At 64.9% G+C, this 23,495-nt stretch carries 23 protein-coding genes; 15 read left to right on the forward strand and 8 right to left on the reverse strand.

Features of this window, described 5'->3' with window-relative positions:
• Positions 1–28: 28 nt before the first annotated feature.
• Positions 29–265 (reverse strand): hypothetical protein, encoded by a 237-nt coding sequence (locus BBTA_RS14145; RefSeq protein ID WP_041750633.1) that lies wholly within the window; start codon positions 263–265, stop codon positions 29–31.
• A 322-nt stretch (positions 266–587) separates the two neighbouring features.
• Here BBTA_RS14145 and BBTA_RS14150 point away from each other — a divergent pair, with 322 nt between their 5' ends.
• Both BBTA_RS14150 and BBTA_RS14155 read left to right on the forward strand, forming a co-directional pair.
• Positions 588–2,198, forward strand: a complete 1,611-nt coding sequence (locus tag BBTA_RS14150; protein WP_012043169.1) for a helicase HerA-like domain-containing protein — start codon at positions 588–590, stop codon at positions 2,196–2,198.
• A 145-nt stretch (positions 2,199–2,343) separates the two neighbouring features.
• Positions 2,344–3,747 carry a M20/M25/M40 family metallo-hydrolase gene (locus tag BBTA_RS14155; protein ID WP_012043170.1) on the forward strand — a complete coding sequence of 468 codons (1,404 nt, stop codon included), beginning with the start codon at positions 2,344–2,346 and terminating at the stop codon, positions 3,745–3,747.
• Between the two features lie 18 nt (positions 3,748–3,765).
• Here the strand turns inward: BBTA_RS14155 and BBTA_RS14160 are convergent, their stop codons facing one another.
• Together BBTA_RS14160 and BBTA_RS14165 are read right to left on the reverse strand one after the other, a co-directional pair.
• Positions 3,766–4,983 (reverse strand): diguanylate cyclase, encoded by a 1,218-nt coding sequence (locus BBTA_RS14160; RefSeq protein WP_012043171.1) that lies wholly within the window; start codon positions 4,981–4,983, stop codon positions 3,766–3,768.
• Between the two features lie 149 nt (positions 4,984–5,132).
• Positions 5,133–6,230 carry a trypsin-like peptidase domain-containing protein gene (locus BBTA_RS14165; protein ID WP_012043172.1) on the reverse strand — a complete coding sequence of 366 codons (1,098 nt, stop codon included), beginning with the start codon at positions 6,228–6,230 and terminating at the stop codon, positions 5,133–5,135.
• 222 nt (positions 6,231–6,452) lie between these two features.
• Here BBTA_RS14165 and groES point away from each other — a divergent pair, with 222 nt between their 5' ends.
• From groES to BBTA_RS14190, 5 genes are all read left to right on the forward strand, one after another.
• Entirely contained in the window at positions 6,453–6,767 is a 315-nt protein-coding gene (gene groES / locus BBTA_RS14170; RefSeq protein WP_012043173.1) for a co-chaperone GroES, read from the forward strand.
• 40 nt (positions 6,768–6,807) lie between these two features.
• Positions 6,808–8,430, forward strand: coding sequence for a chaperonin GroEL (groL, locus tag BBTA_RS14175; RefSeq protein ID WP_012043174.1), 1,623 nt, complete (start codon positions 6,808–6,810; stop codon positions 8,428–8,430).
• Between the two features lie 263 nt (positions 8,431–8,693).
• Positions 8,694–8,924 (forward strand): hypothetical protein, encoded by a 231-nt coding sequence (locus tag BBTA_RS14180; RefSeq protein ID WP_012043175.1) that lies wholly within the window; start codon positions 8,694–8,696, stop codon positions 8,922–8,924.
• A gap of 218 nt (positions 8,925–9,142) precedes the next feature.
• Positions 9,143–9,592, forward strand: coding sequence for an Hsp20 family protein (locus tag BBTA_RS14185; RefSeq protein WP_012043176.1), 450 nt, complete (start codon positions 9,143–9,145; stop codon positions 9,590–9,592).
• An 88-nt stretch (positions 9,593–9,680) separates the two neighbouring features.
• Positions 9,681–10,241 carry a hypothetical protein gene (locus tag BBTA_RS14190; protein ID WP_012043177.1) on the forward strand — a complete coding sequence of 187 codons (561 nt, stop codon included), beginning with the start codon at positions 9,681–9,683 and terminating at the stop codon, positions 10,239–10,241.
• 125 nt (positions 10,242–10,366) lie between these two features.
• Here the strand turns inward: BBTA_RS14190 and BBTA_RS14195 are convergent, their stop codons facing one another.
• The gene (locus tag BBTA_RS14195; protein WP_012043178.1) at positions 10,367–11,146 is read right to left on the reverse strand and encodes a class II aldolase/adducin family protein; all 780 of its coding nucleotides are present in this window, start codon (positions 11,144–11,146) and stop codon (positions 10,367–10,369) included.
• Between the two features lie 292 nt (positions 11,147–11,438).
• Between BBTA_RS14195 and BBTA_RS14200 the strand changes: the two genes are divergently transcribed.
• Positions 11,439–12,830, forward strand: a complete 1,392-nt coding sequence (locus BBTA_RS14200) for an NAD-dependent succinate-semialdehyde dehydrogenase (RefSeq protein ID WP_041750634.1) — start codon at positions 11,439–11,441, stop codon at positions 12,828–12,830.
• A gap of 180 nt (positions 12,831–13,010) precedes the next feature.
• Here BBTA_RS14200 and BBTA_RS14205 read toward each other — a convergent pair whose 3' ends face one another.
• Entirely contained in the window at positions 13,011–14,663 is a 1,653-nt protein-coding gene (locus BBTA_RS14205) for a glycosyltransferase family 39 protein (RefSeq protein WP_041750635.1), read from the reverse strand.
• A gap of 442 nt (positions 14,664–15,105) precedes the next feature.
• Here BBTA_RS14205 and BBTA_RS14210 point away from each other — a divergent pair, with 442 nt between their 5' ends.
• Both BBTA_RS14210 and BBTA_RS14215 read left to right on the forward strand, forming a co-directional pair.
• On the forward strand, positions 15,106–16,071 hold the full coding sequence (locus BBTA_RS14210) for a hypothetical protein (protein WP_012043181.1): 966 nt from the start codon (positions 15,106–15,108) through the stop codon (positions 16,069–16,071).
• 200 nt (positions 16,072–16,271) lie between these two features.
• Positions 16,272–16,688: a MucR family transcriptional regulator gene (locus BBTA_RS14215; protein ID WP_012043182.1), complete on the forward strand. Its 417-nt coding sequence runs from the start codon at positions 16,272–16,274 to the stop codon at positions 16,686–16,688.
• Between the two features lie 9 nt (positions 16,689–16,697).
• On the opposite strand, the gene BBTA_RS14220 is transcribed toward BBTA_RS14215, so the two are convergent.
• On the reverse strand, positions 16,698–17,123 hold the full coding sequence (locus BBTA_RS14220; protein ID WP_012043183.1) for a SufE family protein: 426 nt from the start codon (positions 17,121–17,123) through the stop codon (positions 16,698–16,700).
• Between the two features lie 73 nt (positions 17,124–17,196).
• A complete protein-coding gene (locus tag BBTA_RS14225) occupies positions 17,197–17,658 on the reverse strand; it encodes a DUF5330 domain-containing protein (RefSeq protein ID WP_012043184.1) in 462 nt (153 codons plus the stop codon).
• A 455-nt stretch (positions 17,659–18,113) separates the two neighbouring features.
• Between BBTA_RS14225 and BBTA_RS14230 the strand changes: the two genes are divergently transcribed.
• The 3 genes from BBTA_RS14230 to BBTA_RS14240 are packed head-to-tail and all read left to right on the forward strand — an operon-like array spanning position 18,114 to position 20,975.
• Complete coding sequence (locus tag BBTA_RS14230; RefSeq protein ID WP_012043185.1) at positions 18,114–19,877, forward strand: ATP-binding protein; 1,764 nt, start codon at positions 18,114–18,116, stop codon at positions 19,875–19,877.
• Positions 19,870–20,565 carry a peptidoglycan-binding domain-containing protein gene (locus BBTA_RS14235; protein ID WP_012043186.1) on the forward strand — a complete coding sequence of 232 codons (696 nt, stop codon included), beginning with the start codon at positions 19,870–19,872 and terminating at the stop codon, positions 20,563–20,565. The genes BBTA_RS14230 and BBTA_RS14235 overlap by 8 nt, the downstream gene beginning before the upstream one ends.
• Positions 20,566–20,624: 59 nt before the next feature.
• Positions 20,625–20,975: a DUF1491 family protein gene (locus BBTA_RS14240; protein ID WP_012043187.1), complete on the forward strand. Its 351-nt coding sequence runs from the start codon at positions 20,625–20,627 to the stop codon at positions 20,973–20,975.
• A gap of 85 nt (positions 20,976–21,060) precedes the next feature.
• On the opposite strand, the gene BBTA_RS14245 is transcribed toward BBTA_RS14240, so the two are convergent.
• Positions 21,061–22,023 carry a DUF2336 domain-containing protein gene (locus BBTA_RS14245; protein WP_012043188.1) on the reverse strand — a complete coding sequence of 321 codons (963 nt, stop codon included), beginning with the start codon at positions 22,021–22,023 and terminating at the stop codon, positions 21,061–21,063.
• A gap of 398 nt (positions 22,024–22,421) precedes the next feature.
• Here BBTA_RS14245 and BBTA_RS14250 point away from each other — a divergent pair, with 398 nt between their 5' ends.
• Entirely contained in the window at positions 22,422–22,610 is a 189-nt protein-coding gene (locus BBTA_RS14250) for a hypothetical protein (protein WP_012043189.1), read from the forward strand.
• Between the two features lie 30 nt (positions 22,611–22,640).
• The gene (locus BBTA_RS14255) at positions 22,641–23,390 is read left to right on the forward strand and encodes a hypothetical protein (RefSeq protein ID WP_012043190.1); all 750 of its coding nucleotides are present in this window, start codon (positions 22,641–22,643) and stop codon (positions 23,388–23,390) included.
• Positions 23,391–23,495 lie beyond the last annotated feature (105 nt).

Consider the following 23,495-nt stretch of genomic DNA (forward strand, 5'->3'; position numbering starts at 1 on the left):
GCGAGAAGGTGCTGCGGACGACGATGCTTCAGGCGAAGCGGCCCAGGCTGGGCGCGCTTGCCAGCATCCTGCCGATCGGGACGGTCACGCTGAGGTGGCGGCCGAGCCCTGATGGCTCAGCTGCAAGCCGTCGATGCGGCTGATGGTGCGATCCGTCGGTGCGAAGACCCTCAAGCGAAACGTGGAAAGGCCATTCGATGGACCTTTCAGGCACGGCGCCATCGATGCCAGCCATTCTGGCCAGCGGCTCAATCAGCTCGCTCATGTGAACCCCGTCTTCATCCGGTCCCCCACGACCGGACGTCCTCGCTGAAATTCATCTTGATCGGACCAACCGTGAATTACAAGCGAGGAGCTGGCTCGCGTCGCGAATCGATTCGCGAACTGTTGCAGCGATGCAAGACCAGGTGGCGAGTCTACCGTTGAATGTGCAGCTTGCGTGCATCGCATGCTAAGAAGAGCACCGGTCTTACGAAGAGGTGAAGCGGTCGGCGCTGGTTCCAAAACATGAAACTAAAGTATGTTAGTGCGCACGATGCTTGCAGCACACGCGATGCAGCCGATCATATATAGAAAGACGGATCATCATGGCACCATCCGGAACGTCACTGGGCGATACCGACGACAAGATTTTCGTGGGTGGCGGCGAGCAGCCGGCGTGGTTGACACTGGCGTTTGCCAATCGCCATGGTCTCGTGACCGGAGCGACCGGAACGGGCAAGACCGTGTCGCTGCAGGTGATGGCCGAGGGCTTTGCGCGCGCAGGTGTTCCTGTCTTTGCTTCCGACATCAAGGGCGATCTCTCCGGGATCTCTCGGCCGGGTGAGCCGAAGGACTTCATCCTCAAGCGCGCCGGCGAACTCGGACTGACCTATCAGGCCGATGAGTTCTCGACGGTATTTTGGGATGTGTTCGGCGAGCAGGGCCATCCGGTGCGCGCTACCGTCACCGAGATGGGCCCGCTGCTGCTTGCGCGCATGCTGGATCTCAACGATGTCCAGGAAGGGGTGCTCAACGTCGCGTTCCGCGTCGCCGACGAGAACGGCCTCGCCTTGATCGACATGAAGGATCTGCGCGCGCTGCTCGACGCCATCATTCCGGAGGCCGGAAAGAAGGGCGCGGATGCGGCAGAAGATCCGCTGGCGCCGATCCGCAAAGCGGCCCAGTCGTTCGGCAACGTGACGCGCGCCACCGTCGGCACGATCCAGCGCCAGCTGCTCGTGCTAGAGAACCAGGGCGGCACGAAGTTCTTCGGCGAGCCGGCGCTGTCGCTGAAGGACTTCATGAAGACCGACCGCGACGGCCGCGGCATGATCAACATCCTGGTTGCCGACAGGCTGCTGCAGAATCCGCGGCTCTATGCAACCTTCTTGCTGTGGATGCTCTCGGAGCTGTTCGAGGAACTGCCCGAGGTGGGCGATCTCGCCAAGCCGAAGCTGGTGTTCTTCTTCGACGAGGCGCATCTGCTGTTCAACGATGCGCCCAAGGCGCTGATGGACAAGATCGAGCAGGTGGTGCGCCTGATCCGCTCAAAAGGCGTCGGCGTCTATTTCGTCACGCAGAACCCGCTCGACGTGCCGGATCGCGTGCTCGGGCAATTGGGCAATCGCGTGCAGCATGCGCTGCGCGCCTTCACGCCGCGCGACCAGAAGGCTGTCGCGGCGGCCGCCGAGACGTTTCGTCCCAATCCCAAGCTCGACACCGCCAAGGTGATCATGGAGCTCGGCAAGGGCGAGGCGCTGGTCTCGTTCCTGGAGGGCAACGGGACGCCGGCGATCGTGGAGCGCGTGCTGATCCGGCCGCCGTCGGCGCGGATCGGACCGATCACGCCCGAGGAACGCAAGGCGATCATGGACGCGAGCCCCGTCAAGGGCAAATACGACACCGAGATCGACGCCGAGTCTGCCTATGAGCTGCTGCAGAAGCGGATCGCCGGCACGGCGGCAACGGCGGACGCATCGTCCGGCAGCGTATTGGGCAAGATCGGTGACATCGCGGCGACCATCTTCGGCACCAACGTCAAGCGCGGGCAATTGTCGACCACGCAGGTGATCGCGCGCAATGTCGCGCGCCAAGTCACCGACAAGGTGGTGGGCGGCATCGCCGCCGATCTCGGCAAGCAGGTCGGCGGCTCGCTGGGCAGCTCGATCGGCCGCAGCCTGGTGCGTGGTGCACTTGGCGGATTGCTGCGGCGCTGATGTCAGACCCGTTCCCGGTCGGCGCGATGTCATCGGCGCCGGCTGTGGACATGCAGCATTCTCCGCCGTCGCATGAGGCTGGCCCGGGCCGCGCAACGGAGCTACAAGCGGCCAATAGCCGTCACATGCGAAGGATCCGGTGGCCATGGCCAATGCGCAGCTTCAATCCGTTCTCGATCACATCGATGCCGATTTCGACAACAGTCTGGACCGGCTGTTCCAACTGATCCGCATCAAGTCGATCTCGGCCGATCCGGCCTTCGCAGCGGATTGCAAGGCGGCGGCTGATCATCTTGCCAAGGACCTGTCGACGCTCGGTTTCGCGACCGAAGTGCGTCCGACCGCAGGCCATCCAGCCGTGGTCGGCAAGAGCAACGGCCATGGCGCCGCCAAGCCGCATGTCCTGTTCTACGGACATTACGACGTGCAGCCGGTCGATCCGCTCGAGCTGTGGCACCGGCCGCCATTCGAGCCTGTCGTCACCGATCACGCCGACGGCCGCAAGATCATCGTCGCGCGCGGGGCCGAGGACGACAAGGGGCAGCTGATGACCTTCGTCGAGGCCTGCCGCGCCTGGAAGAAGGTGACCGGATCGCTGCCGCTCGACATCACCATGCTGATCGAAGGCGAGGAGGAGGTCGGCTCGAAGAACTTCGTGCCGTTTCTGGAAGCCAACAAGGACGAGTTCAAGGCTGATTTCGCCTTGGTCTGTGACACCGGCATGTGGGACCCCAACACGCCGGCGATCACCACCTCGCTGCGCGGGCTCTTGTACGAAGAGGTGAAGATCAAGGCGGCCAATCGCGACCTGCATTCGGGCGTGTTCGGTGGCGGCGCGCGCAACCCGATCCGGGTGCTGACGGAAGTTCTCGGCGGCCTGTTCGATGAGAATGGCAGGATCACCATCCCAGGCTTCTATCACGGCGTGAAGGACGTTCCGCCGGAGGTTCTGGAGCAGTGGAAGAAGCTGAACCTGACACCCGAGAGCTTCCTCAAGCCCGTCGGTCTCTCGATCCCAGCTGGCGAGAAGGATCGCCTGCTGATCGAGCAGATCTCCTCGCGGCCGACCTGCGACATCAATGGCATCTGGGGCGGCTATATCGGCGAAGGCTCCAAGACCGTGATCCCGTCGCTGGCGCATGCCAAGGTCTCGTTCCGTCTCGTCGAGGGCCAGGATCCGCTGAAGATCCGCAAGGCGTTCCGCGACTACGTGTCGGCGCGCATTCCCGGCGACTGCTCCGTGGAGTTCGGCGACCATTCCGCGGGTGCGGCGATCGCGCTCGACTGGACCATGAAGCCGCTCGCCGCCGCCAAGCAGGCGCTGACCGAAGAGTGGGGCAAGGAGACCATCCTGATGGGCTCGGGCGCGTCGATCCCGATCGTCACCGACTTCAAGAAGACGCTCGGGCTCGACTCGCTGCTGGTCGGCTTTGGTCTCGATGACGACAACATCCATTCGCCGAACGAGAAGTACGACCTCAAGAGCTATCACAAGGGCATCCGCTCCTGGGCCCGCATCCTCGCGGCGCTCGCGGAGATGCCGCGCTAACAGGCCGGCGCGAACGCCTCAGGCCGCGGTCAGCTTCTCGGCCGCGACCTGATCGATGCCGGCATATTTGCGCAAGGCTGCGAGATTGGCCTCTGCCGAGGCCAGTCTCCAGCACGATTTGCCGCTCGACTTGGCATCATAAAGCGCGGCGTCGGCGGCAAACAGCAGAGCCTCGGCATCGCTGCCGTGCTCGGGCGCGGCCGCAATGCCGATGCTCATGCCGATATGCACGCGCGCGCCGCCCGGCAGCACCACCGGCGCAGTGATCATCTCGATGATGCGTTCGCCGAGCGCCAGGGCGTGGTCGATCGACGGATCGCTGACCAGCACGACGAACTCGTCGCCCCCGATCCGCGCAATCAGGTCGGCCGGAGACACGACCTGCCGCAGCGTCCGGCCGACGATCTTCAGCAGTTCGTCGCCCGCCGCATGGCCAAAGGTGTCGTTCACCGGCTTGAAGCCGTCGAGATCGAGATAGAGCACGGCGAAGCGCTGGTCCGCATCGGCCTTGCCCGCGAGCTTTCGTTGCAAGGCCTCGATCAGGCCGGCACGGTTGGACAGGCCCGTGAGCGGATCGCGCAGCGCCCGCTCATCGCTTTCGGTCTTGGCGCGCATGACCGCGACGAGCATCTTGTTCAGGCGGAATGCCGCGCCGGTCATCGCCACGAAGTACACCGGCATCTGCAGATACATCACGAACAGCAGCGGTTCATGGGAAATCGCGACACCCGGGAGCACCGGGCCGATGCTGCACAGGATCATCGTGCCGACGAGGCGTGGCGCACTGAAATTGCGAAAGCAGATGCCGCCGACCATGGCCGCCGACGAAATGCAGGCGAGTGAAGCCGCGACCCAGTCGCCCGACGCCAAGCTGATGCCGACACCGAAACCGACGCTGGCGCTCCAGGCCACCGAGAGCAGGATGTGGACATCGGTCGGCGTCGTGAGCTTGTAACGTGACCTGCGATAGGCGATCATCATCACGATCAGCCGAGACAGGCAGATCACGAGCTCCAGGGCAAGCCAGCTGATGAACAGGGCAGTCGGTGTGCGCAGTGCGAGCGCTGCCGCGACGGCCACGGTGTTGATGGCGCCACCGGCGAACACGGACCAGCAGCCATAGAGCTCGCCGATCAGGGCGAGGCGATCGTCGGGAGATACCGGATATCCCGGGTCTGCCAGCCAGCGCGTCACGCGCCAGCGTGGCAAACTGAAAGCCAGACCGTCACCCCGCATGTCATTACCTCCGCCCTCGCGCTCACTAAGGGCAAGGCGCTTAACAGGCCTTTAGAGAGGTATCGGCGTCTCGTTCCATGCTTGATGAGCGGTAAAAAATTACTACACGTCGTGGGCGCTCCCCATTGTGGACTGAAGGTTGATCATGCTCAGCCCGAGCTTCGCGCGCGGGCGCGTTCTTCGGTAACCGGCGCGACCTCGACCGTCGCATTGCCGAGCGCGCGGTCGCGCTCGAACACGAGGCGGACGCGTTGGCCGACCGGCGTCAGCCCGATGAGATTGCGAACCTGCGTCGCGCTGCGCACCGGCATGTCGTTCGCCTTCACGATGATGTCGCCCTTGCGCAGTCCGGCCCGCTCGGCCGGGGAGCCGACGGTCACATCGGCGACGCGGGCGCCCTGGACGCGGCCATCGGCCGGCGAATCCAGATCGAGCAGGGTGACCCCGATGCGTCCGCGGTCGACGCGGCCGTTGGCGACCAGTTGCTCCATCACCCGTCGCGCCATGTTGATCGGCACGGCAAAGCCGATGCCGACATTGCCGCCGCCCGGCGAGATGATCGCGGTGTTGATGCCGACCAGTTCGCCGCGGAGGTTGATCAGCGCCCCGCCTGAATTGCCGGGATTGATCGCGGCGTCGGTCTGGATGAAATCCTCATAGCCCTGCTTGCCGAGCCCGGTTCGCCCGAGCGCGCTGACGAGGCCGGAGGTGACGGTCTGTCCGAGGCCGAACGGGTTGCCGACCGCGATCACGAAGTCGCCGACCTCGAGCGCATCGCTGTCGCCAAGCGCGATCGCCTTGAGCTCGGTCGGATCCTTGATCTGCAGCACCGCGATGTCGGTGGCGGGATCGCGCCCGACCAGGCGGGCGGAGAATTTGCGGCCGTCCTTGGTCCGGATTTGTGCGGTGCTGACATGCTCGACGACGTGATTGGCGGTCATCACGTAGCCGCGCTGCGCATCGACGATGACGCCGGAGCCGGTGGCGCTGATCTGCTTCTCGACCTGTTTCGGAACGTCGAAGAACTCGCGGAACAGCGGGTCCTGGTACAGCGGATTGTCCTGCCGGACCTTGCCTTCGACCGAGATGTTGACGACGGCCGGGGTGACCTCCTTGACCAGTGGCGCCAAGGTCGGCACGCGGCCGAGCTTGAGGTCCGGGATCTGGGCGAGGGCAGGGGCAGCCAGGAGGGAGAGCACGATCGCCGGCAGCAGAACCAAAGGCCGGACACAACGCAGAATCTGCATCGTTTTTTCCTCGACGGAATCTGGACGGATTTGGCGACGGTGAAACTGGTCAGGACGGCCGGTGCGGTCAAGAGCCGTCCTGGCAATCGTTCCCACCGAGTGCCAAAAATTTTTCGTGACCCTCTTGAACGAAAAGTTCGGCTTTCCTAGGTCGTTGCTCGCCCGGGGGCCTCATGGGACCCGGGTCCTATGACATCGCTGATCTTGTGAAGGAGGATGTGCATGCATTTCCGTCCATTGCACGACCGCGTGCTCGTGCGCCGCATCGATGCCGAAGAGAAGACCAAGGGCGGCATCATCATTCCCGACACCGCCAAGGAGAAGCCGCAGGAGGGCGAGATCGTCGCCGCGGGCCCTGGCGCGCGGAATGAGCAGGGCCAACTGGTGCCGCTCGACGTCAAGCCGGGTGACCGCGTGCTGTTCGGCAAATGGTCCGGCACCGAGGTCAAGATCGACGGCAAGGATCTCCTGATCATGAAGGAGAGCGACCTGCTCGGCATCATCGATGCCCCCGTCGCGGCCAAGAAGGCTGCTTGATCCCCGCAACTGACAGTCATCGGAGAAAGGAGACGAGAACATGGCTGCCAAGGACGTGAAGTTTTCGACCGACGCGCGCGACCGCATGCTGCGCGGCGTCGACATCCTCGCCAATGCGGTCAAGGTCACGCTCGGCCCCAAGGGCCGCAACGTCGTGATCGAGAAATCGTTCGGCGCGCCGCGCATCACCAAGGACGGCGTCACGGTCGCCAAGGAGATCGAGCTCGAGGACAAGTTCGAGAACATGGGCGCGCAGATGGTGCGCGAGGTGGCCTCGAAGACCGCCGATCTCGCCGGCGACGGCACCACCACCGCCACCGTGCTCGCCCAGGCGATCGTGAAGGAAGGCGCGAAGTCGGTCGCCGCCGGCATGAACCCGATGGACCTCAAGCGCGGCATCGACCTCGCGGTCGACGCCATCGTGGCCGACCTGAAGGCGCACGCCAAGAAGATCACCAGCAATGACGAGATCGCCCAGGTCGGCACCATCTCGGCCAATGGCGACAACGAGATCGGCCGCTTCCTGGCCGAGGCCATGCAGAAAGTCGGCAATGAGGGCGTGATCACGGTCGAGGAGGCCAAGAGCCTCGACACCGAGCTCGAAGTGGTCGAGGGCATGCAGTTCGACCGTGGCTATGTCTCGCCATACTTCGTCACCAATTCCGAGAAGATGCGGGTCGAGCTCGAGGATCCCTATATTCTGATCCACGAGAAGAAGCTGTCGGGCCTGCAGACCATGCTGCCGCTGCTCGAAGCGGTGGTGCAGTCCGGCAAGCCGCTCTTGATCGTCGCCGAGGACGTTGAAGGCGAGGCGCTGGCGACCTTGGTCGTCAACAAGCTGCGCGGCGGCCTCAAGATCGCCGCCGTCAAGGCGCCGGGCTTCGGCGATCGCCGCAAGGCGATGCTGGAGGACATCGCGATCCTCACCGGCGGCACCACGATATCAGAGGATCTCGGCATCAAGCTGGAGAACGTGACCCTGTCGATGCTCGGCCGCGCCAAGAAGGTCGTCATCGACAAGGAAAACACCACCATCGTCGATGGTGCCGGCGCCAAGAAGGACATCGAGGCGCGCACGCAGCAGATCAAGCTGCAGATCGAGGAGACCACCTCCGACTATGACCGCGAGAAGCTGCAGGAGCGGCTGGCCAAGCTCGCCGGCGGCGTCGCGGTGATCAGGGTCGGCGGCGCCACCGAGGTCGAGGTCAAGGAGCGCAAGGACCGCGTCGACGATGCGCTGCATGCCACGCGCGCGGCTGTCGAGGAGGGCATCCTGCCCGGCGGCGGCGTGGCGCTGTTGCGCGCCACCAAGGTGCTCGACGGCGTCAAGACCGCCAATGCCGACCAGAAGGCCGGGGTCGACATCATCCGCCGCGCCATCCAGGTGCCGGTGCGGCAGATCGTGCAGAACGCCGGCGAGGACGGCTCGCTGGTGGTCGGCAAGCTCCTGGAGAAGGACACCTACAGCTGGGGCTTCAACGCCGCGACCGGCGAGTACCAGGATCTGGTGCAGGCCGGCGTGATCGACCCGGCCAAGGTGGTCCGCACCGCGCTGCAGGATGCGGCCTCGGTCGCCTCGCTGCTGATCACCACCGAGGCGCTGGTTGCCGACAAGCCGAAGAAGGCGGAGGCCACGCAGGCAGCGCCGGCGATGGACTTCTGATCGCCAGAACCCGTGGCGGGCCGGCTCGGCCCGCCACGGTATTCGGTGCGCTTCGCTGAAAAGAAAGCAGCTGATGGCCGTGACTGGCCGTGGATCGGCCATAACGCGCAGCTATCAAACAACCTAAGACCGCAATCCGTCCATGGCCGGCCACAATTGCTGCGGCCATCGATGGAGCGACGGTCGACGGGAGGTGTGATTGGGGCGCTGTCGCGCCGCCCGGGGTTCGGTCGCAGCGCTTTCGCGTGTTTGCAGGGGCGATCATGCCTGCCTGGCAGTACGATCATCCGCCACCCAATCCGGCCGCCGCCATGGCGATTGCCGATCCGCGGCGTTTGACTCGTTTTCTCATCGAAAGTGAGCAGCGCGTGGTCGCGCATTGCCAGACGGTGCTGTCGCGCGGCGATCTCGATGCGCGCGAGCGCGACCGGCTGGTCAGCGTGCTGCGCGAGGCCACGATGCGGCTGCAACGGCTGTCGGCCGTGGCGGCCTGACCGGCCGATCAACCGCATCGCAGATGCGACAAAAAAATCTGCCGGCAGCCTCTTGAAACCGGTTTCGGTTTTTCTAATTCGTTGTTTGCCGCTTCGGCGGTGCCGGGTGCCTTCGGGGCCCGGCTGTCATCTGGGCGCTGACCGCTTGTCTGGTACTCAGAGGTCCTGCATCGGCCGGCGCTCCTTCGTATCCATCTTGCTCTTTGGAGGACTTGGCTATGAGGACCTACGATTTCAGCCCGTTGTGGCGCTCCACCGTCGGCTTCGACCGTCTGTTCGACCTGCTGGATGAGACGCAGCGCGCGGTCGAGGACAATTATCCCCCTTACAATATCGAACGTCTCGGCGACTACTGCTATCAGATCTCGCTGGCGCTCGCCGGCTTCTCTCCGGACGAATTGGCGATCACGGCCGAGCATAATGTGCTCACGGTCGAAGGTCGCAAGGCCGACAAGGACGGCCGCGAATATCTCTACCAGGGCATCTCGTCGCGTCCCTTCAAGCGGCAGTTCAATCTCGCCGACTATGTGCAGGTCACGAAGGCGTCGTTCGACAACGGCCTGTTGCGGATCGAACTGGTGCGGGAAATTCCCGAGGCGATGAAGCCGCGCCGGATCGCGATCAACACCGGGCCGGTCGAGCAGATCGCGCAACAGAAGGCGGCGTGAGGCCGATGTCACGTGGCGCGCGGGCGGTGGTGCCCGCGCGCTTCGGCAGCAGTGTCCATGCGAAAGGAGCGTTAGGAGGAGACACGACATGAGTGAGCGCAGTGTTTCGATCACCACCGCAGGCGGGGGGACCTTCCACCCGGTCTCGCACTACGAATCCCCGGCCGATCTGCTCAACGACGCGAAACTGTCGCGGGCCGAGAAGCGGCTGATCCTGTCCTCCTGGGCATCAGATATGTATGCGGTCGAGTCACAGCCGCAGCTGCGCGAAATTCCCGGCATTGCGCGGCCGCTGCGCCTCTCCGATGTCCTCGGCGCGCTGCGGCAACTGGATCGCGAGGATCAGCCGCCGCGGCCGCGCGGCGGCGCCGCGATGCGTGTCGTGCCCCGGGCCGATGTGCAGGCGGATGGAGCTGCGCCCGACCATGCGCCAGGTGGGGCTGCCGGCCGGGTGCGGCCGGCGGCACGGCTGCGTTTCTCCCGCGAAGCCTTTTCCCGTGAAGCCAATGTGCGGCGCTATCGCAAGCTGCTGGCCACCCGGCTCGCCGACCACGAGCGCCGTTTCGTCGAGCGCCGCTTGGCCGAGGAGCTGCAGCAACTGCACGGTCTGTCCGAGCATCAAGGCCTGGGCCGCGCCGGCCGCTGCTGACGTTTCGCCGGGCGTGGTCAGTCAACAACCACGCTCAAATCAAAACGCCGCCCGGAATTGGGCGGCGTTTCATTCCAAATAGCGTAGAGGGTGATGGTTGTTTCTATCGCCCGCGCGCGCGAAAATCAATTCCTGTAACCGGGATTGACGCGATCGAGCCTGCGCAGCAGCGGTGGCCAGACCAGCTGGTTCGAGCGCAGCTCGACGCGATCCTGATTGTCGAACAGCTTCGCATTCTTGTCGACCACCTCGTCGCGGACCGGATAGGCCGTTGCGCCCAGCGTGCGCGTCCGCACCTGGATCGAGCAGGCGCGCTCGAGATGATACATGCGCTCGAAGGCGGAGGCGACCGAGCGTCCGACGGTCAGCGTGCCGTGATTGCGCAACAACATGTGGTTCTTGGTGCCGAGGTCGCGCTGCAGCCGCGGCCGCTCGTCATGGTCCAGGGCCACGCCCTCATAGTCATGATACGCGAGATCATGGGTGACATATTGGGCGATCTGGTTCAGCGGCAGCAGGCCGTCGGCGCAGCTCGACACGGCGACGCCGTCCAGCGTGTGCAGATGGATGACGCAGCCGGCATCCTCGCGCACCTCGTGGATGGCCGAATGGATGGTGAAGCCGGCCGGATTGATGCTGTACTGGCTCTCCGACAGTTGATTGCCATAGAGGTCGACCTTGATCAGGCTGGAGGCGGTGATCTCCTCGAACAGCAGGCCATAGGGGTTGATCAGGAAATGGTGCTCCGGGCCGGGCACGCGGGCGGAGATGTGGGTGTCGACGAGATCGTCCCAGCCGAACATCGCCACCAGGCGATAGGCGGCGGCGAGGTTGACCCGCTGCGACCACTCGGCCTCGGTCATGTTCGAGGGCGCGTCCTTCAGGCGAGCTTCCGCGGGCGACATGGCATTCTCCAATCTCGATATCGTGACCGGAGCCTAGGCGGCCCGCTTGCGGCCGACAAGACGCCGGGCGCAGAGGCGGCCATGCATGGATTGCGGCCTTTCGGCCGCCCATGCCGCCGCGGTGGCCGGTGCGAGCAGGGCGCCGGTGGCCCGTCTTGATTACCGTCAATGCGCATGGCGGCGTGCACAATAGCTTGGCGACCGACATGCCAGGCCGTGGCTCCGCGCGCTCCGCAGGACCCCGCCGCAGGTGCATGTGCAGCGGGCGAGAGGGGTCCACGGAGTACGATCAATGACCTACCAGACCATCAATCCATATACGGGGGAAACCCTCGCTTCCTTTCCGGATGCGACCGACGACGAGGTGCGTGCGGCGATCGCCGCCGCGCATGAGGCGTTTCTCGCCTGGCAGCAGACGTCCTTCGCCGAACGCGGCCGGATTCTGCAGACGGCCGCCGACATCCTGCGCCGGGACAGCGACTCCTATGCGCGGCTGCTGACGCTGGAGATGGGCAAGCTGTTCAGCGAAGCCAAGGCCGAGGTCGAACTGTCGGCAAAGATCCTCGAATATTACACCCGCCACGCCGAGGCGCTGCTGGCGCCGGAAAAGCTGCCGGTTCTGGATCCGGCCGAAGGCGAGGCCATTCTCGTCTGTGAGCCGCTTGGCGTTCTGCTGGCCATCGAGCCGTGGAATTTCCCATATTATCAGATCGCACGCATCCTGGCGCCGCAGCTGTCGGCCGGCAACACGCTGCTCCTCAAGCATGCCTCGAATGTCCCGCAGTCGGCGGCGGCCTTCGAGAAGCTGATGGCCGAGGCCGGTCTGCCCCGCGGCGCGTTCAAGAATCTCTATGCCACGCGGTCCCAGGTCGAGCTCATTCTCAACGACGACCGGGTTCACGGCGTGGCGCTCACCGGCTCCGAAGGGGCAGGCTCGGTGGTGGCTGCGCAAGCCGGCAAGGCGCTGAAGAAATCGACGATGGAGCTCGGCGGTGCCGATGCCTTCATCGTGCTCGCGGACGCTGATCTGGACAAGACCACCAGATGGGCGGTGTTCGGCCGGCACTGGAATGGCGGGCAGGTCTGCGTGTCGTCCAAGCGGATGATCCTGGTCGATCCGATCTATGACGAGTTTCTCGCCCGCTACCGCAAGGGCGTTGCGGGTCTTGTCGCCGGCGACCCGTTCGATCCGAAGACGACGCTGGCGCCGCTGTCGTCGCAAGGTGCGGCTGACGAGGTGAAGGAGAAGATCCGGGCAGCGGTTCAGCTCGGCGCCAAGGCCGAGGAGGTGGGCCCTCCGGTGCCCAATCGCGGTGCTTTCGTGCAGCCGACGATTCTGACCGAGGTCGCGGACGACAATCCGGCACGTCATTGGGAGTTCTTCGGCCCGGTGTCGATGCTGTTCCGCGCCAAGGACGAAGATGACGCGGTTCGTATCGCCAATGATTCACCGTTCGGTCTCGGCGGCTCGGTCTTCACCGCCAACCCGGCGCATGGTGCCGAGCTCGCGAGAAGGGTCTCGACCGGCATGGTGTTCGTGAACCATCCGACCAAGGTCGAGGCTGATCTGCCGTTCGGAGGCATCCGCCGCTCGGGCTATGGTCGTGAGCTGATCGGACTCGGCCTGAAGGAGTTCGTCAATCACAAGCTGATCGACATCGTGGACATCGATGCGCGGTTCTAAGCCCGTCTAATGGATCATGATGCGTTTGCACGGAAACGCATCATGATCTTTCCTCTTTGTTTGAGCATGATCTTTTCGGAAACCCGGTTTCCACTTTTCCGGATCATGCTCTAGAGACGCCAGGCTCATCGGGCGATCGTTCCTCATCGGGACGATCGCCCTGACCATATGGCCGATCGGCTAGGGAGCCGGGATCGACAGCAGGCTCGAAATGCTGCGGCCGCGGATGTCGTAGACCCGTGCGAACACCACGTCGTCGCGCTTGATCTCGACCATCACCGGAGCGGTCAGTCCCTTGCAGTAGAACTCACCGAGGGTCATCGCGAAGTCGGCGGCATGACTGTCCCAGCCGATCGTGAAATCGGGGCCGAGCGCGACCTGGGCCGGCCGCTGCGGACCGCAGACCGCGACCTTCCATTTGTGACCGATCGGCGGCACTTCCTGACGCTCGTCGAGCTGCTCCTTGAGGCCATCGGAGGCCTGCTTCAGTGCCAGACCCCAATAATCGAGCATGAAGCGGGCGTCGGCCTCGCGCACCGTGCCGGCGATGAAGTTGAAATGCGTGTACTGGTAGGGGTGCAGGCGGATCATCTCCGCCAGCGGCAGCAGCAGGCCGAAGCAGAAGGCGGCGATCGCCACCGGCTGCCAGCTGCGGCGCTCGTCCTTGTTGAGCCAGGACAGCAGCCAGGAAAAGGCGATGCCGCCGAGCAGCGCCATCGGTGGGATCACGAACACGAAGTGGCGGATGCCGTTGTAGAGCGCCGGGCGTTTGACGATCGCGATCAGGATCGGCAGCGTTGCCGCCAAGGTCAGCATCAGCAGGATGCTCTTCTGACGCGCCGGCATGTCGGGCCGCGACAAGGACATCAGCGAGGTGACCACGCCGGCCACGAACAGCCCGATCATCAGCTCCGGCATCTGCAGCGCAAACAGCGTCGGCAGATACGACCAGGGCATGTCCGGCACCGAGACCAGGGCCCCGTCGAACATCTCCTTCCACGGCTTCTCGAAGAAGTGCGAGAAATAGGTCAGGGCCCGGAACGGATTGGCCGGCTCGATGATCGACCACGGCCAGATCAGGCCCATGATCAGGTAGCCCAGGATCAGGCCGGGGATCAGCACATAGATCAGATGCGCGAAGCGGCGGATGGCCTCGCGGGCGCCCTGCGTGCGGTATTCTTCCACGAACAGGGGCATGAAGCCGACGACGGCGTAAACCACCGCCATGCCGCCAAGGATGCGCGAGCCGATCGCAAATCCGGCGCCGAGCCCGATGATCAGGACGGTGCGCGGCGAGGGGTAGGGATACTCCTCGGCCAGGCGCACCAGACCCATCAGCAGCACCACCATGGCCACCGCGAATGGCGCATCCTTCGGGTTCATGAACATGTGGCCGTAGAAGATCGGGCAGAGGGCCAGCAGCAGCAGCGCGGCCACGCCGGCCACGGCGCCGCCGATGCGGCGTGCCACCCGCCACGTCACCGCGAGGCCGATCAACCCGACGATGGCGCCGACCAGCCGGCGCGTCTCGAACAATTCCAGGGGCAGGATCTTGTGCAGCAGGGCTGCAACCATGTCGAACCCGCCGCCGTACATATAGAGATTGGCGAACGACAGTGCCGCCGTGTCCCTGAATCCGGAGCCGTACATGCGCAGCAACAGATCGGCATACTCGGCATGGGTGTAATCGTCCCAGCCCAGGCCGTAATCGCGGAACGTCAGTCCGGCCACCACCGCGACCGCGGCGAGCACGAACATGGCGAAATCGTCACAAGTCCGCTCGAGGGTCCGCCGCGTCGGCGTCTCGAGGACCGAAGTGGTTATCGATGTCATGGCTGAGTGTGACCCGGCGTCCCCTAACGACCCCGCTCCCGCGCTTCAGGCCTGTGTTCCCCGCCTGGATATAGCGCGTCCTCGTTTCCAAGGTGTTGGAAAAGTCGCGTCATGCGTCCATTGCAGTGCAGCAGGAGCCCGAATTTCGGCTGCTTGGTGCCATATTGGCATAGCCACATGAACGCGTCCTGAACCATCAGGCTCCGGGAAAACCCGGAGGAACCCGAGCCGGTTCCGTGGGTTAGCGGCGGGGAAATGTGGCGCGATCGTGGCGCGCTTGGCCGCTTCGACGTGGAGAGCCGGGAGTGCGGCCGAAGTTCCGCTGCAAATTGTCGCGGATTTCGACTAGAACCGGATTCAAGGGACGCGGGCAACCGCAGGAAACTAGTGTGATATCGGTCGGGACGCAGTCTGGTACCGGCGCATTAGGGGATAGGTTCGAATGATGAGTGCGATGTTGGCCGCTGGGGCTCTGGCCGTGCTGGCTGGGCTTGGAGCGATAGCCTGGGGTATTCCGGTCAAAGAGTTCAGCGTCGGCAACACGCTGATCCTGTCTGGAACCCTCGGCGTCTGCAGCGGCCTGCTGATGCTCGGACTCGCGGCTGTGCTCGCCGAGTTGAAAGTGATCTCGCAGCGCTTGCGCACGCGCGGTCCGGCGGATGCAGAGATCCGGCCGCTGCAATTGCCGGGGGTGAACAAGCCTGACCTCGACGCGCCCGCGATGCCGCCGGCCGAGGATGCCTGGCGGGAGGGCGTGACGCCGCGCGCGCGTCCGCGCATGCCGGACCTGTCGGCGCCGTTGTCGTCGGCGCCTATTCCTGCCTCGCCAATGTCCGCCGGGCCCCTGTCGTCTCTGTCCGCGCCGCCACCGCTTGCTTCGCCGCTGCGGCCGTCCGAGCCAGAACCGACCCTTGGCGGACCGGAGACGGAGGCGTCCGAGCGTCCCAAGCGCAATCTGCTGTTCGCCTCATCGTCAAGGCGGGATCGTGAACGGGCGGACAAGCGCGGCTCCGAGCCGTTCGCCAGCGATTTCCGGCAGCCTCCGCCGACCGAGCCCCCCGCTGAGCCGCTTGAGGCTCCGGCGCCGCCGGAGCCTGCGCCGGGATTCGATGATGGTTGGCAGCGCTCCGAGCGGCCGCGGGCGGCAGAGGCGCCTCGACCGCCATTCCCGCGTCGCTTCGCGCGCGCCGCGCCGGCTTTCGTCGAGCCGGAGCCCGAGCCCGCCCCTGAGCCTGAGATCGCGCCGGCCGAGGCACCGGCTGCGATCAGCATCATCAAGTCCGGTGTTGTCGATGGGATGGCCTATTCGCTCTATTCGGACGGCTCGATCGAGGCGCAGATGCCGGAGGGCATGATGCGCTTTGCCTCGATCGACGAATTGCGCACGCACCTCGAAGGCCGCGGCTGAGCCGCGGACGGCCGACCTCACTGGTATACCGCACACATTACTTCGCCGTGGACAGATCTTCTCAAGAAGAAGTCCTCACCTTATTGTCATTTCGCCAGTCATTTGCCCATATTGCTTGAAGAATCGTAAGACAACAGGGGCGCTCGGCCAGAGCGATACTTGCTTACGAGAATCACCGGGTGGAAGACGGCGAGGGGGCAATGACGGACGGAGCCGGCAAGAGCTTCATCGATCTGACTGCCGACATCGTGTCGGCCTATCTCAGCAACAATCCGACGCCTGCGGCCGAGATTCCCTCGCTCATCAGCCAGGTCCACGCCGCGCTGACGCGCGTCGCTGCGGGACGCAGCGAGCCTGCGCCCGAGCCGGCGCGGCCCGCGGTGCCGGTGAAAAAGTCGATCCATCCGGACTATCTGGTCTGCCTCGAGGACGGCAAGCGCTTCAAATCACTGCGCCGCCATTTGCGCACCCAGTACAACATGACGCCCGAGCAATATCGCGACAAATGGAACCTGCCGCCGGACTATCCGATGGTGGCGCCGAACTACGCGGTCACGCGCTCGCAACTGGCCAAGAAGATGGGGCTTGGTCAGCAGCGCCCCGAGCGCGAGAAATAGCGGAACCGATCAGCCGGCGGCGGCGAGTGCTTCGCGCGCGTCCGAGCGGATGCGCTCGACCATGGAACGCAGACCATTGGAACGCTGCGGCGTCAGATGCTCGCGGAATCCGAGCTCGTCGAACACAGCAGGCGCGTCGATGGCGAGGATCTCCTGCGGGGTGCGTCCCGAATACAGCGTCAGCAGGATCGCGATCAGGCCCCGCACGATATGGGCGTCGCTGTCACCGAGATAGTTCAGGATCGGCCCGGCGCCGCCGCGATCGACATGGCGCGACAGCCACACCTGGCTGGCGCAGCCCTGCACTTTGTTGGCAGCCGAGTGCTCGTCCTCGGGCATCGGCGCCAAGGTGCGGCCGAGCTCGATGACGTAGCGGTAGCGGTCGTCCCAGTCGTCAAGCAGGGCGAAATTGTCGCGGATTTCGTCGATCGTCATGGTGCTCTCAGGTCCCGATATGCGCCCTCATATAGGCGTTCGGCGGGACGAAAGCGACAGCGCTGCGGTGGGGTCAGGGCGTCGGCGGCAGGCGCCATTCGGCTGCGAGGTCGTCGCTGGACAGCGTGTCAGCGGCAGCGTCTCCTGGCAGAGCCTCCTCAGCCGCGGGGCCGTCGATCGACCCGGTATGATCGTTGGCGCGCTTGTCGAGATTGGCCGGCTTCACCGGCCCGATCAACTTGTCCGCAGTGGCCGGCTTCTCGGCCGTCTCCGGCTTGTCGGTGATGATCTGATAGATCTTGCGCGCACCTTCCTGGGCACGATGACCGATCACGGTCGCAGCCTGGCCGCCGACCTCGCAGGCTTGCGGCTGACGCTTGCAGAACTGGCTCATGTCGGAGACCGCAGCGGTCGCCGCCTGCACGGCTTCGTGCGCATTGATCTGCGGCAGCTTGTCGGCGTCGGGGCTCTTCTCGCGCGGCAGCAGCACCAGCACGAGTCCGAGCCAGAATGCCATCCGAAGCAGAAAGAACATCACGCAACCCCGACCGTCCTGCCTGATCTCGCCTGTCTCTGAGAGGCGCGGCCGAGATCGGCGGATGCTTTGTTTTACGTCGCGACTGCTTGCTGTGAGCTTAATTGGTTGAGATTTCGCGAAGCCGGCCCGGGAACTTTTTTCGACGTAAACGTTTCGTTGGCGACGGCAGGGCGCGCCTTCCAACCAGCTGCGGATGGCGACGCTTTGGCGGTCGCACTGAGAGGCGGAAACCATGCGTTCACCATCCCGGCCGAATGGCGCAGTCACCGCAGCGTGGCCCTTAGCGTTCGCTTAATGCGAGTCTGACAGGTTGACGCGTGACGACAGGGGGCGTCCCGGCACGTTCTTTATGACAGTGTCCGACAGGCCGAGGCGCGAGAGCCGTGAGTGTGTTGAGTATCATCCGCGAATGTCTTGATGCTTTGTTGCATCCATCGGCTCGAACTGATGCGATGACGCGCGCGCGCCACCGCGCCTTCATCGCGCCGCGCCTGCTCGGCAGCCTGGCTGCGTTCGCCGTCTTTCCCGCCTATCTCGCGATGCGCGGCGCGCCGAGTGCGCTCGAGGTCGGCGCGCTGGCATGGCTGATCGCGCCGATCCTGCTGTCCTGGTATCTGTCACGCACGGGCCGCTATGAGAGCGCCTGCGCGCTGTCGTCGCTCGCGCTCTCCGCCTTGATCATGTCCGTCTCGATCGAGACCGGCGGCATCGAATCCTTTGCCGCAGTCTGGCTGATCGTCGTGCCCCTGGAGGCCGCGTTCTCGGCGTCGCGTCGCGTCGTGGTGTTCTCGGCGGCGCTGGCGCTGTCATGCGCCTTGCTGCTGATCCTCATCGGGCATCTCGGCTGGCTGCCGAGGCCGGAGATGAATCCGGCGGTGCGAATGGGTCTGCTCGCCTTCGGCGTCGCGTCTGCCACGCTCTATGCCGCCGTGCTCGCTTTTGCCGCCGACACGCTGGCGCGAACCGGCGTGACGTTGTTGTCGATGGAGGAGGAGCGTTACCGTCTGCTCGCGCGCAACATGAGCGACGTGATCTCCCGCCACCGGCGCAACGGCGCGGTGATGTTCATTTCGCCTGCAGTCGAGAATCTGCTTGGGACCTCTGTTGCCCAGTTGCAAGGCCATGGCCTGTTCGAGCGGGTTCATGTCGCCGATCGCCCCGCTTATCTGACGGCGTTGTCGGAAGCGGCGCGCGGCAGCGAAGCGTCGAGCGTCGAGTTCCGGCTCCGCCGCGATGCCGGGGGCGACACGCGCGGCCCGCATCATGCGGTCGATTTCATCTGGGTCGAGATGCGCTGTCGGCCGCTCGATGCCGCCGCCCGGACGCCGAGCGGCGCGGAGCAGGAGGTGGTCGCCGTCATGCGCGATGTCACCGATCGCAAGCTGCAGGAGCAGGCGCTCGAATTGGCGCGCAGCGCGGCCGAACGTGCCGATGCGGCCAAGACGCGATTCCTCGCGACCATGAGCCACGAGCTGCGCACGCCGCTGAACGCCATCATCGGCTTCTCCGAGATGTTGATGCAGGAGCAGGCGCTGGTGCTCAACGCCGCGCGCCGCCGCGAATATGCCCAGCTGATCAATGATTCCGGTCAGCATCTTCTGTCTGTCGTGAACGGCATTCTCGACATGTCGAAGATGGAGTCGGGCAATTTCGAGCTGACGCCCGAGCCGTTCGCGCCGCGCGCAGCGCTGATCAATTGCTGCAATCTGCTGGCGCTGCGCGCCCGGGAAAACGGCGTCGATCTGTCAGCCGACGTGCCGCACGATCTCCCGACCATCACGGGTGATCCGCGTGCGTTCAAGCAGATCGTGATCAATCTGGTGTCCAACGCGATCAAGTTCACGGAGCGTGGCGGCCGGGTCATGGTTTCGGCCGCCATCGAGGGGCCACAACTGCTGCTGCGGATCACCGACACAGGTGTCGGGATCGCGGCCGACGACCTGAAGCGCATCGGCGATCCATTTTTCCAGGCCGGCAAGACCTATCAGCGGCGGCACGAGGGAACCGGCCTCGGTCTCTCGATCGTGAAGAGCCTCGTGAACTTGCATGGCGGCGAAATGTCGATAGAAAGCAAGCTCGACGAGGGAACGACGGTCTCGATCGCGCTTCCCATCGATTGTGTTGCCGCGGAGGCGGCGGGCGCGACGATCACGGCGCTGTCCCCTTCGCGATCTGCCCAGGCCGGGCAGGTGATTCAGGTGAAGAAGAGTGCCTAGACGAGCCGCAGACGAGGATGAGGCGCCGGTCCGGCGCCGCCGCAAGCGCGCCGGTGCCGCTGCTGCCGCGGTCGAGGCGGTGGACGAACGCGGCTGGCTGATGCGTGCCGTCCTCTACAGCCCCAAGGACATGTTCGCCGGTCTGCTGGCCTGTGCGGCCGGCAGCGCGATCATTGTCAACGCTGTCTTCCTGCAATCGGGTCCGCATCCCGCACCGATGTTCGGCTCGATCGTCACCATTCCTCCGGCGCTTGCCAATGCCAATCCGTTGCCGCGGCCGCGACCGACGGAGGCCGATCTCTCTCCGTTCGATCCCAAGGTGACCGAGACCCGGCCTCCCGACACGCGGGTCGTGGAACCGAGGCCGGCGGAGCAGCGGACCGCCGATGCGCGGCCGGATCAGAAATACGCCGATCCGCTGGCCGACCTGGTGCGGTCGGTCAGCGGCGGCCAGGGCGCCTCACGCGCCCAGCCCACGCCGGGCGGCAACGCGCGTCGCGTCGCCGCAGTCCAGCGCGCGCTCACTGAATATGGCTATGGTCAGTTGAAGCCCACCGGGATGATCGGCTCCGAGACCCAGGCTGCGATCCAGAAGTTCGAGCGTGAGCGCAAGCTGCCGGTGACAGGCCAGCTGTCGGACCGGCTGGTGCGCGAGCTAGCGATTGTCATCGGCCATCCGATCGAATAGAGCAGGGCGTCCCTGGGCTGCAGCTTGCAGCGCGTCGTTCCGCCGGCCGTGAACCTGTCATGCGATTGAAGAGCAGCATCTGGGTGAGCGCCTATTTGCGCCGCTGCCAGTCGGCCGGCGCATTCAGCGCGATTCGCCGGCGTGGCGCCGAAGAGGCCGGTGCGGTGTTCATCAAGGTTGCCTTGATGGATGGCACCGCGCAGCTGTACATGCCGGCGCCGCAGACCGTCTATGACGACAGTCGCCCGATCGACCGCTTCTTTGTCCCGATCGCTCCTCAGCCGCAGCCCGAGACGCAGATCGAAGAGCGTCTGGTGAAGGAAGTGCGTTTCGATCCCGACGCCTGGATCGTGGAGACCGAGGACAAGCAGGGCCGCCACTTTCTCGACCTCGCCCGCGATCAGGCGTAATCCGCCATCGCGAGCCTCCCGTTGCGAGCGCCAATTCGCAAGCGTCCATGCCGAAGCCGCTCAGCCAGGACGGCAGAGCGGCGCGTCAGCGCTTGAAGCCCTCGCTGACGGTGCGCACGATCGGCCGCGGCGAACCTTGCGCTGTGCGCGGCGTGCTTGCGCGGACATTCTGCCGTTCGTCATCATAGAGAGCCGGGCGATGCTTCGCCCGGATCGCCGCGATCGCCGAGCCACGCCAGGCCGCCAGCATGATCAAGGCTGCCTGCTCGCTGAGGCGCTCGTAGAGCCGCGACAATCTGAAGACGGCCTCGACCGACTGGCCGATCTCGGGCTTGAGGAACAGCAGCACGCGTTCGAATGCCGCGCCCGGCATGCCGAGCGCCTTTGCCGCGCAGGCGAGCGGCTCGCCGCTCGCATCGTTCATCACCTCCTGCGTGATGCGTGCCGGAAGCAGCAGGCTTTCGCCGAGCTCCAACGTGAACGTCTCCACGTCCGCATTGAAGGCCGCCATCTCCAAAGCCTCGATTGCATTCAGCGCGCGATGCGGCGGTGTGGGCGCTGCAGGCCGCAGCGGCGCGGTGGCGAGGTTCTCCAGGATGGCGATGCGCTCCTTGACGCCGGCGCGCAGGAACATCTCGCTGAGCTCGGCCGCATCACGCGGCTGCATCGTCAATCCGGCGGACGGGGTGTCCTCGCGTGCGGGAGCTTTGAGCGGAGATGCGCGGAGCGCCGACGGAATAGGTCCGGCCAAGGGCAGCATCGCTTCATTCTGCGCCGGCCGCAGTCCGAGCTTCGTCAGGATCTCGATCGGTGTACCCGGATAGATCGCGAGGCGGGCGCGGACGGCCGCGCGGGTCGCGTCATCGACGTCGTCGACCAATCGCGAGACCAACTCGACGAATTGCCGCTCCTCATCCGCCGAATGGGTGCTCGCTTGGACATAGAGGTCGGTCAGGACACGCAGCAGAGTGGGCTTGATGTCGACGCCCTCGCGGCGCGACAGCGTCAGCAACCCGTCGAAGCCGGGGAACAGCGATGATCTTGTCATGTCGGGTACGCAACTTCGGCAATCGTTGTGTCGATTAGAGCCGAGTTGTTTTAATGGGCCGTTAAGGAAAACAATCGGTGAAGATGGGCCGAATTTTCCCGGTGAGACAAAGGCGCAACGCCCACTTGCGATCTCCGCTACGGCTGCACGCCATCCGTGTTTCCGGCAGCGTGCATTAACACCCTCTTAACCACGTCCTGATCTTAATCGACCCGTTCGAGCGTCGAGCCATGGCGTTGACATGATGCCGGCTCGATCCTGTCTCACCGCGTCGCCGCTGCCTTGTCTCGTCAGGGCGTCGCATCGAAATCGTCAGTTGTGCGTGCCCTCTGGCCTGCGAAGTTCGGGCAAGGGGGAAAGTTTGGGGGTTCGAACTTCGGGCACGAAAGAGAGCTGACATGGCGACCATCATTGAATTCCCGACGGATGCAGCGCGTCGCGCGCGATCCCCGGTGACCGACGCGCCGCAGGAGGGCATGGCGACGATTGTGATTCTTCCCGTTGTTCGCATCGAGCGGGAAAGCAGCAGTGACGATCGCGGTCCCCGCGAGGGCGCCGCACCGAGCCGCCGCCGCCGTCGCCGCTGATTGCGCAGGGGAATGGGAATGCCGGACATGATGGTTCGGGTCCGGCGGGCAGCGCCGGCCGTCGCGCTTGGTCTTTCCAGCGCATTGCTCGGCGCCTGCAGCGGCGGTGATTTCGGCCGCACGCGCGCCGATATGCGCAACGACGACATGCACAAATGGATCGGGGCGGAAGCCACCGCCAGCGTGGGCGTCAAGCCATCGCAGTTTCAGCTGACTGACAATGAGCGCCAACTGCGCGATCTGGCTTATCCGCTGATCGAGCCGCCGCATTCGCGTCCCGCCTGGAAGGCGGTGTTCGGCGACTACCAGCCGTCAGCATCGCCCTGGCGCCAGAAGGTGGCGTTCGATCGCACCGCCTATGGCCGTGCGCTGATCGACGAGCCGCATCGCTCGCATGCGTCGCGCTACGCGCAGCTGATCGACGACGTACGCGACGACATCACTCGCTTCGAACCGTTCTTTGCATCCGCGATCCGCGTGATCGATCTCGACCGCAAGCGCGATGCCAGCATGCACTATATGACCGAGCTGTCGCCGCGCGAAAAGGCCGATGCCGTCGCGCGCATGCAGGAGAATTCGCTGATCGTGCAATGGGTACAGATCTGCCTGGAGCAGCGCGTCTCGTCCTATCGCTGGGCGTTGGAGCGGCTGGTGCTGCAGGCGCCGGATTCGATCGCAGCCGAAGCGGATCGCCTGATCGGCGAACTGGCCGCTCAGACCGCCAATCCGCCGGTGGCCGCGCGCCCGCTCATCCAGCGGCCGCTGACCTCCAAGGGGTAGAGCATGATCCGGAAAAGTGGAAACCGGTTTTCCGAAAAGATCATGCACAAACAAGGAGGAAAGACCATGATGCGTTTCCGTGGAAACGCATCATGATCTAGCCGA

The sequence above is a fragment of the Bradyrhizobium sp. BTAi1 genome (genome assembly GCF_000015165.1).
Lineage (GTDB): Bacteria > Pseudomonadota > Alphaproteobacteria > Rhizobiales > Xanthobacteraceae > Bradyrhizobium > Bradyrhizobium denitrificans.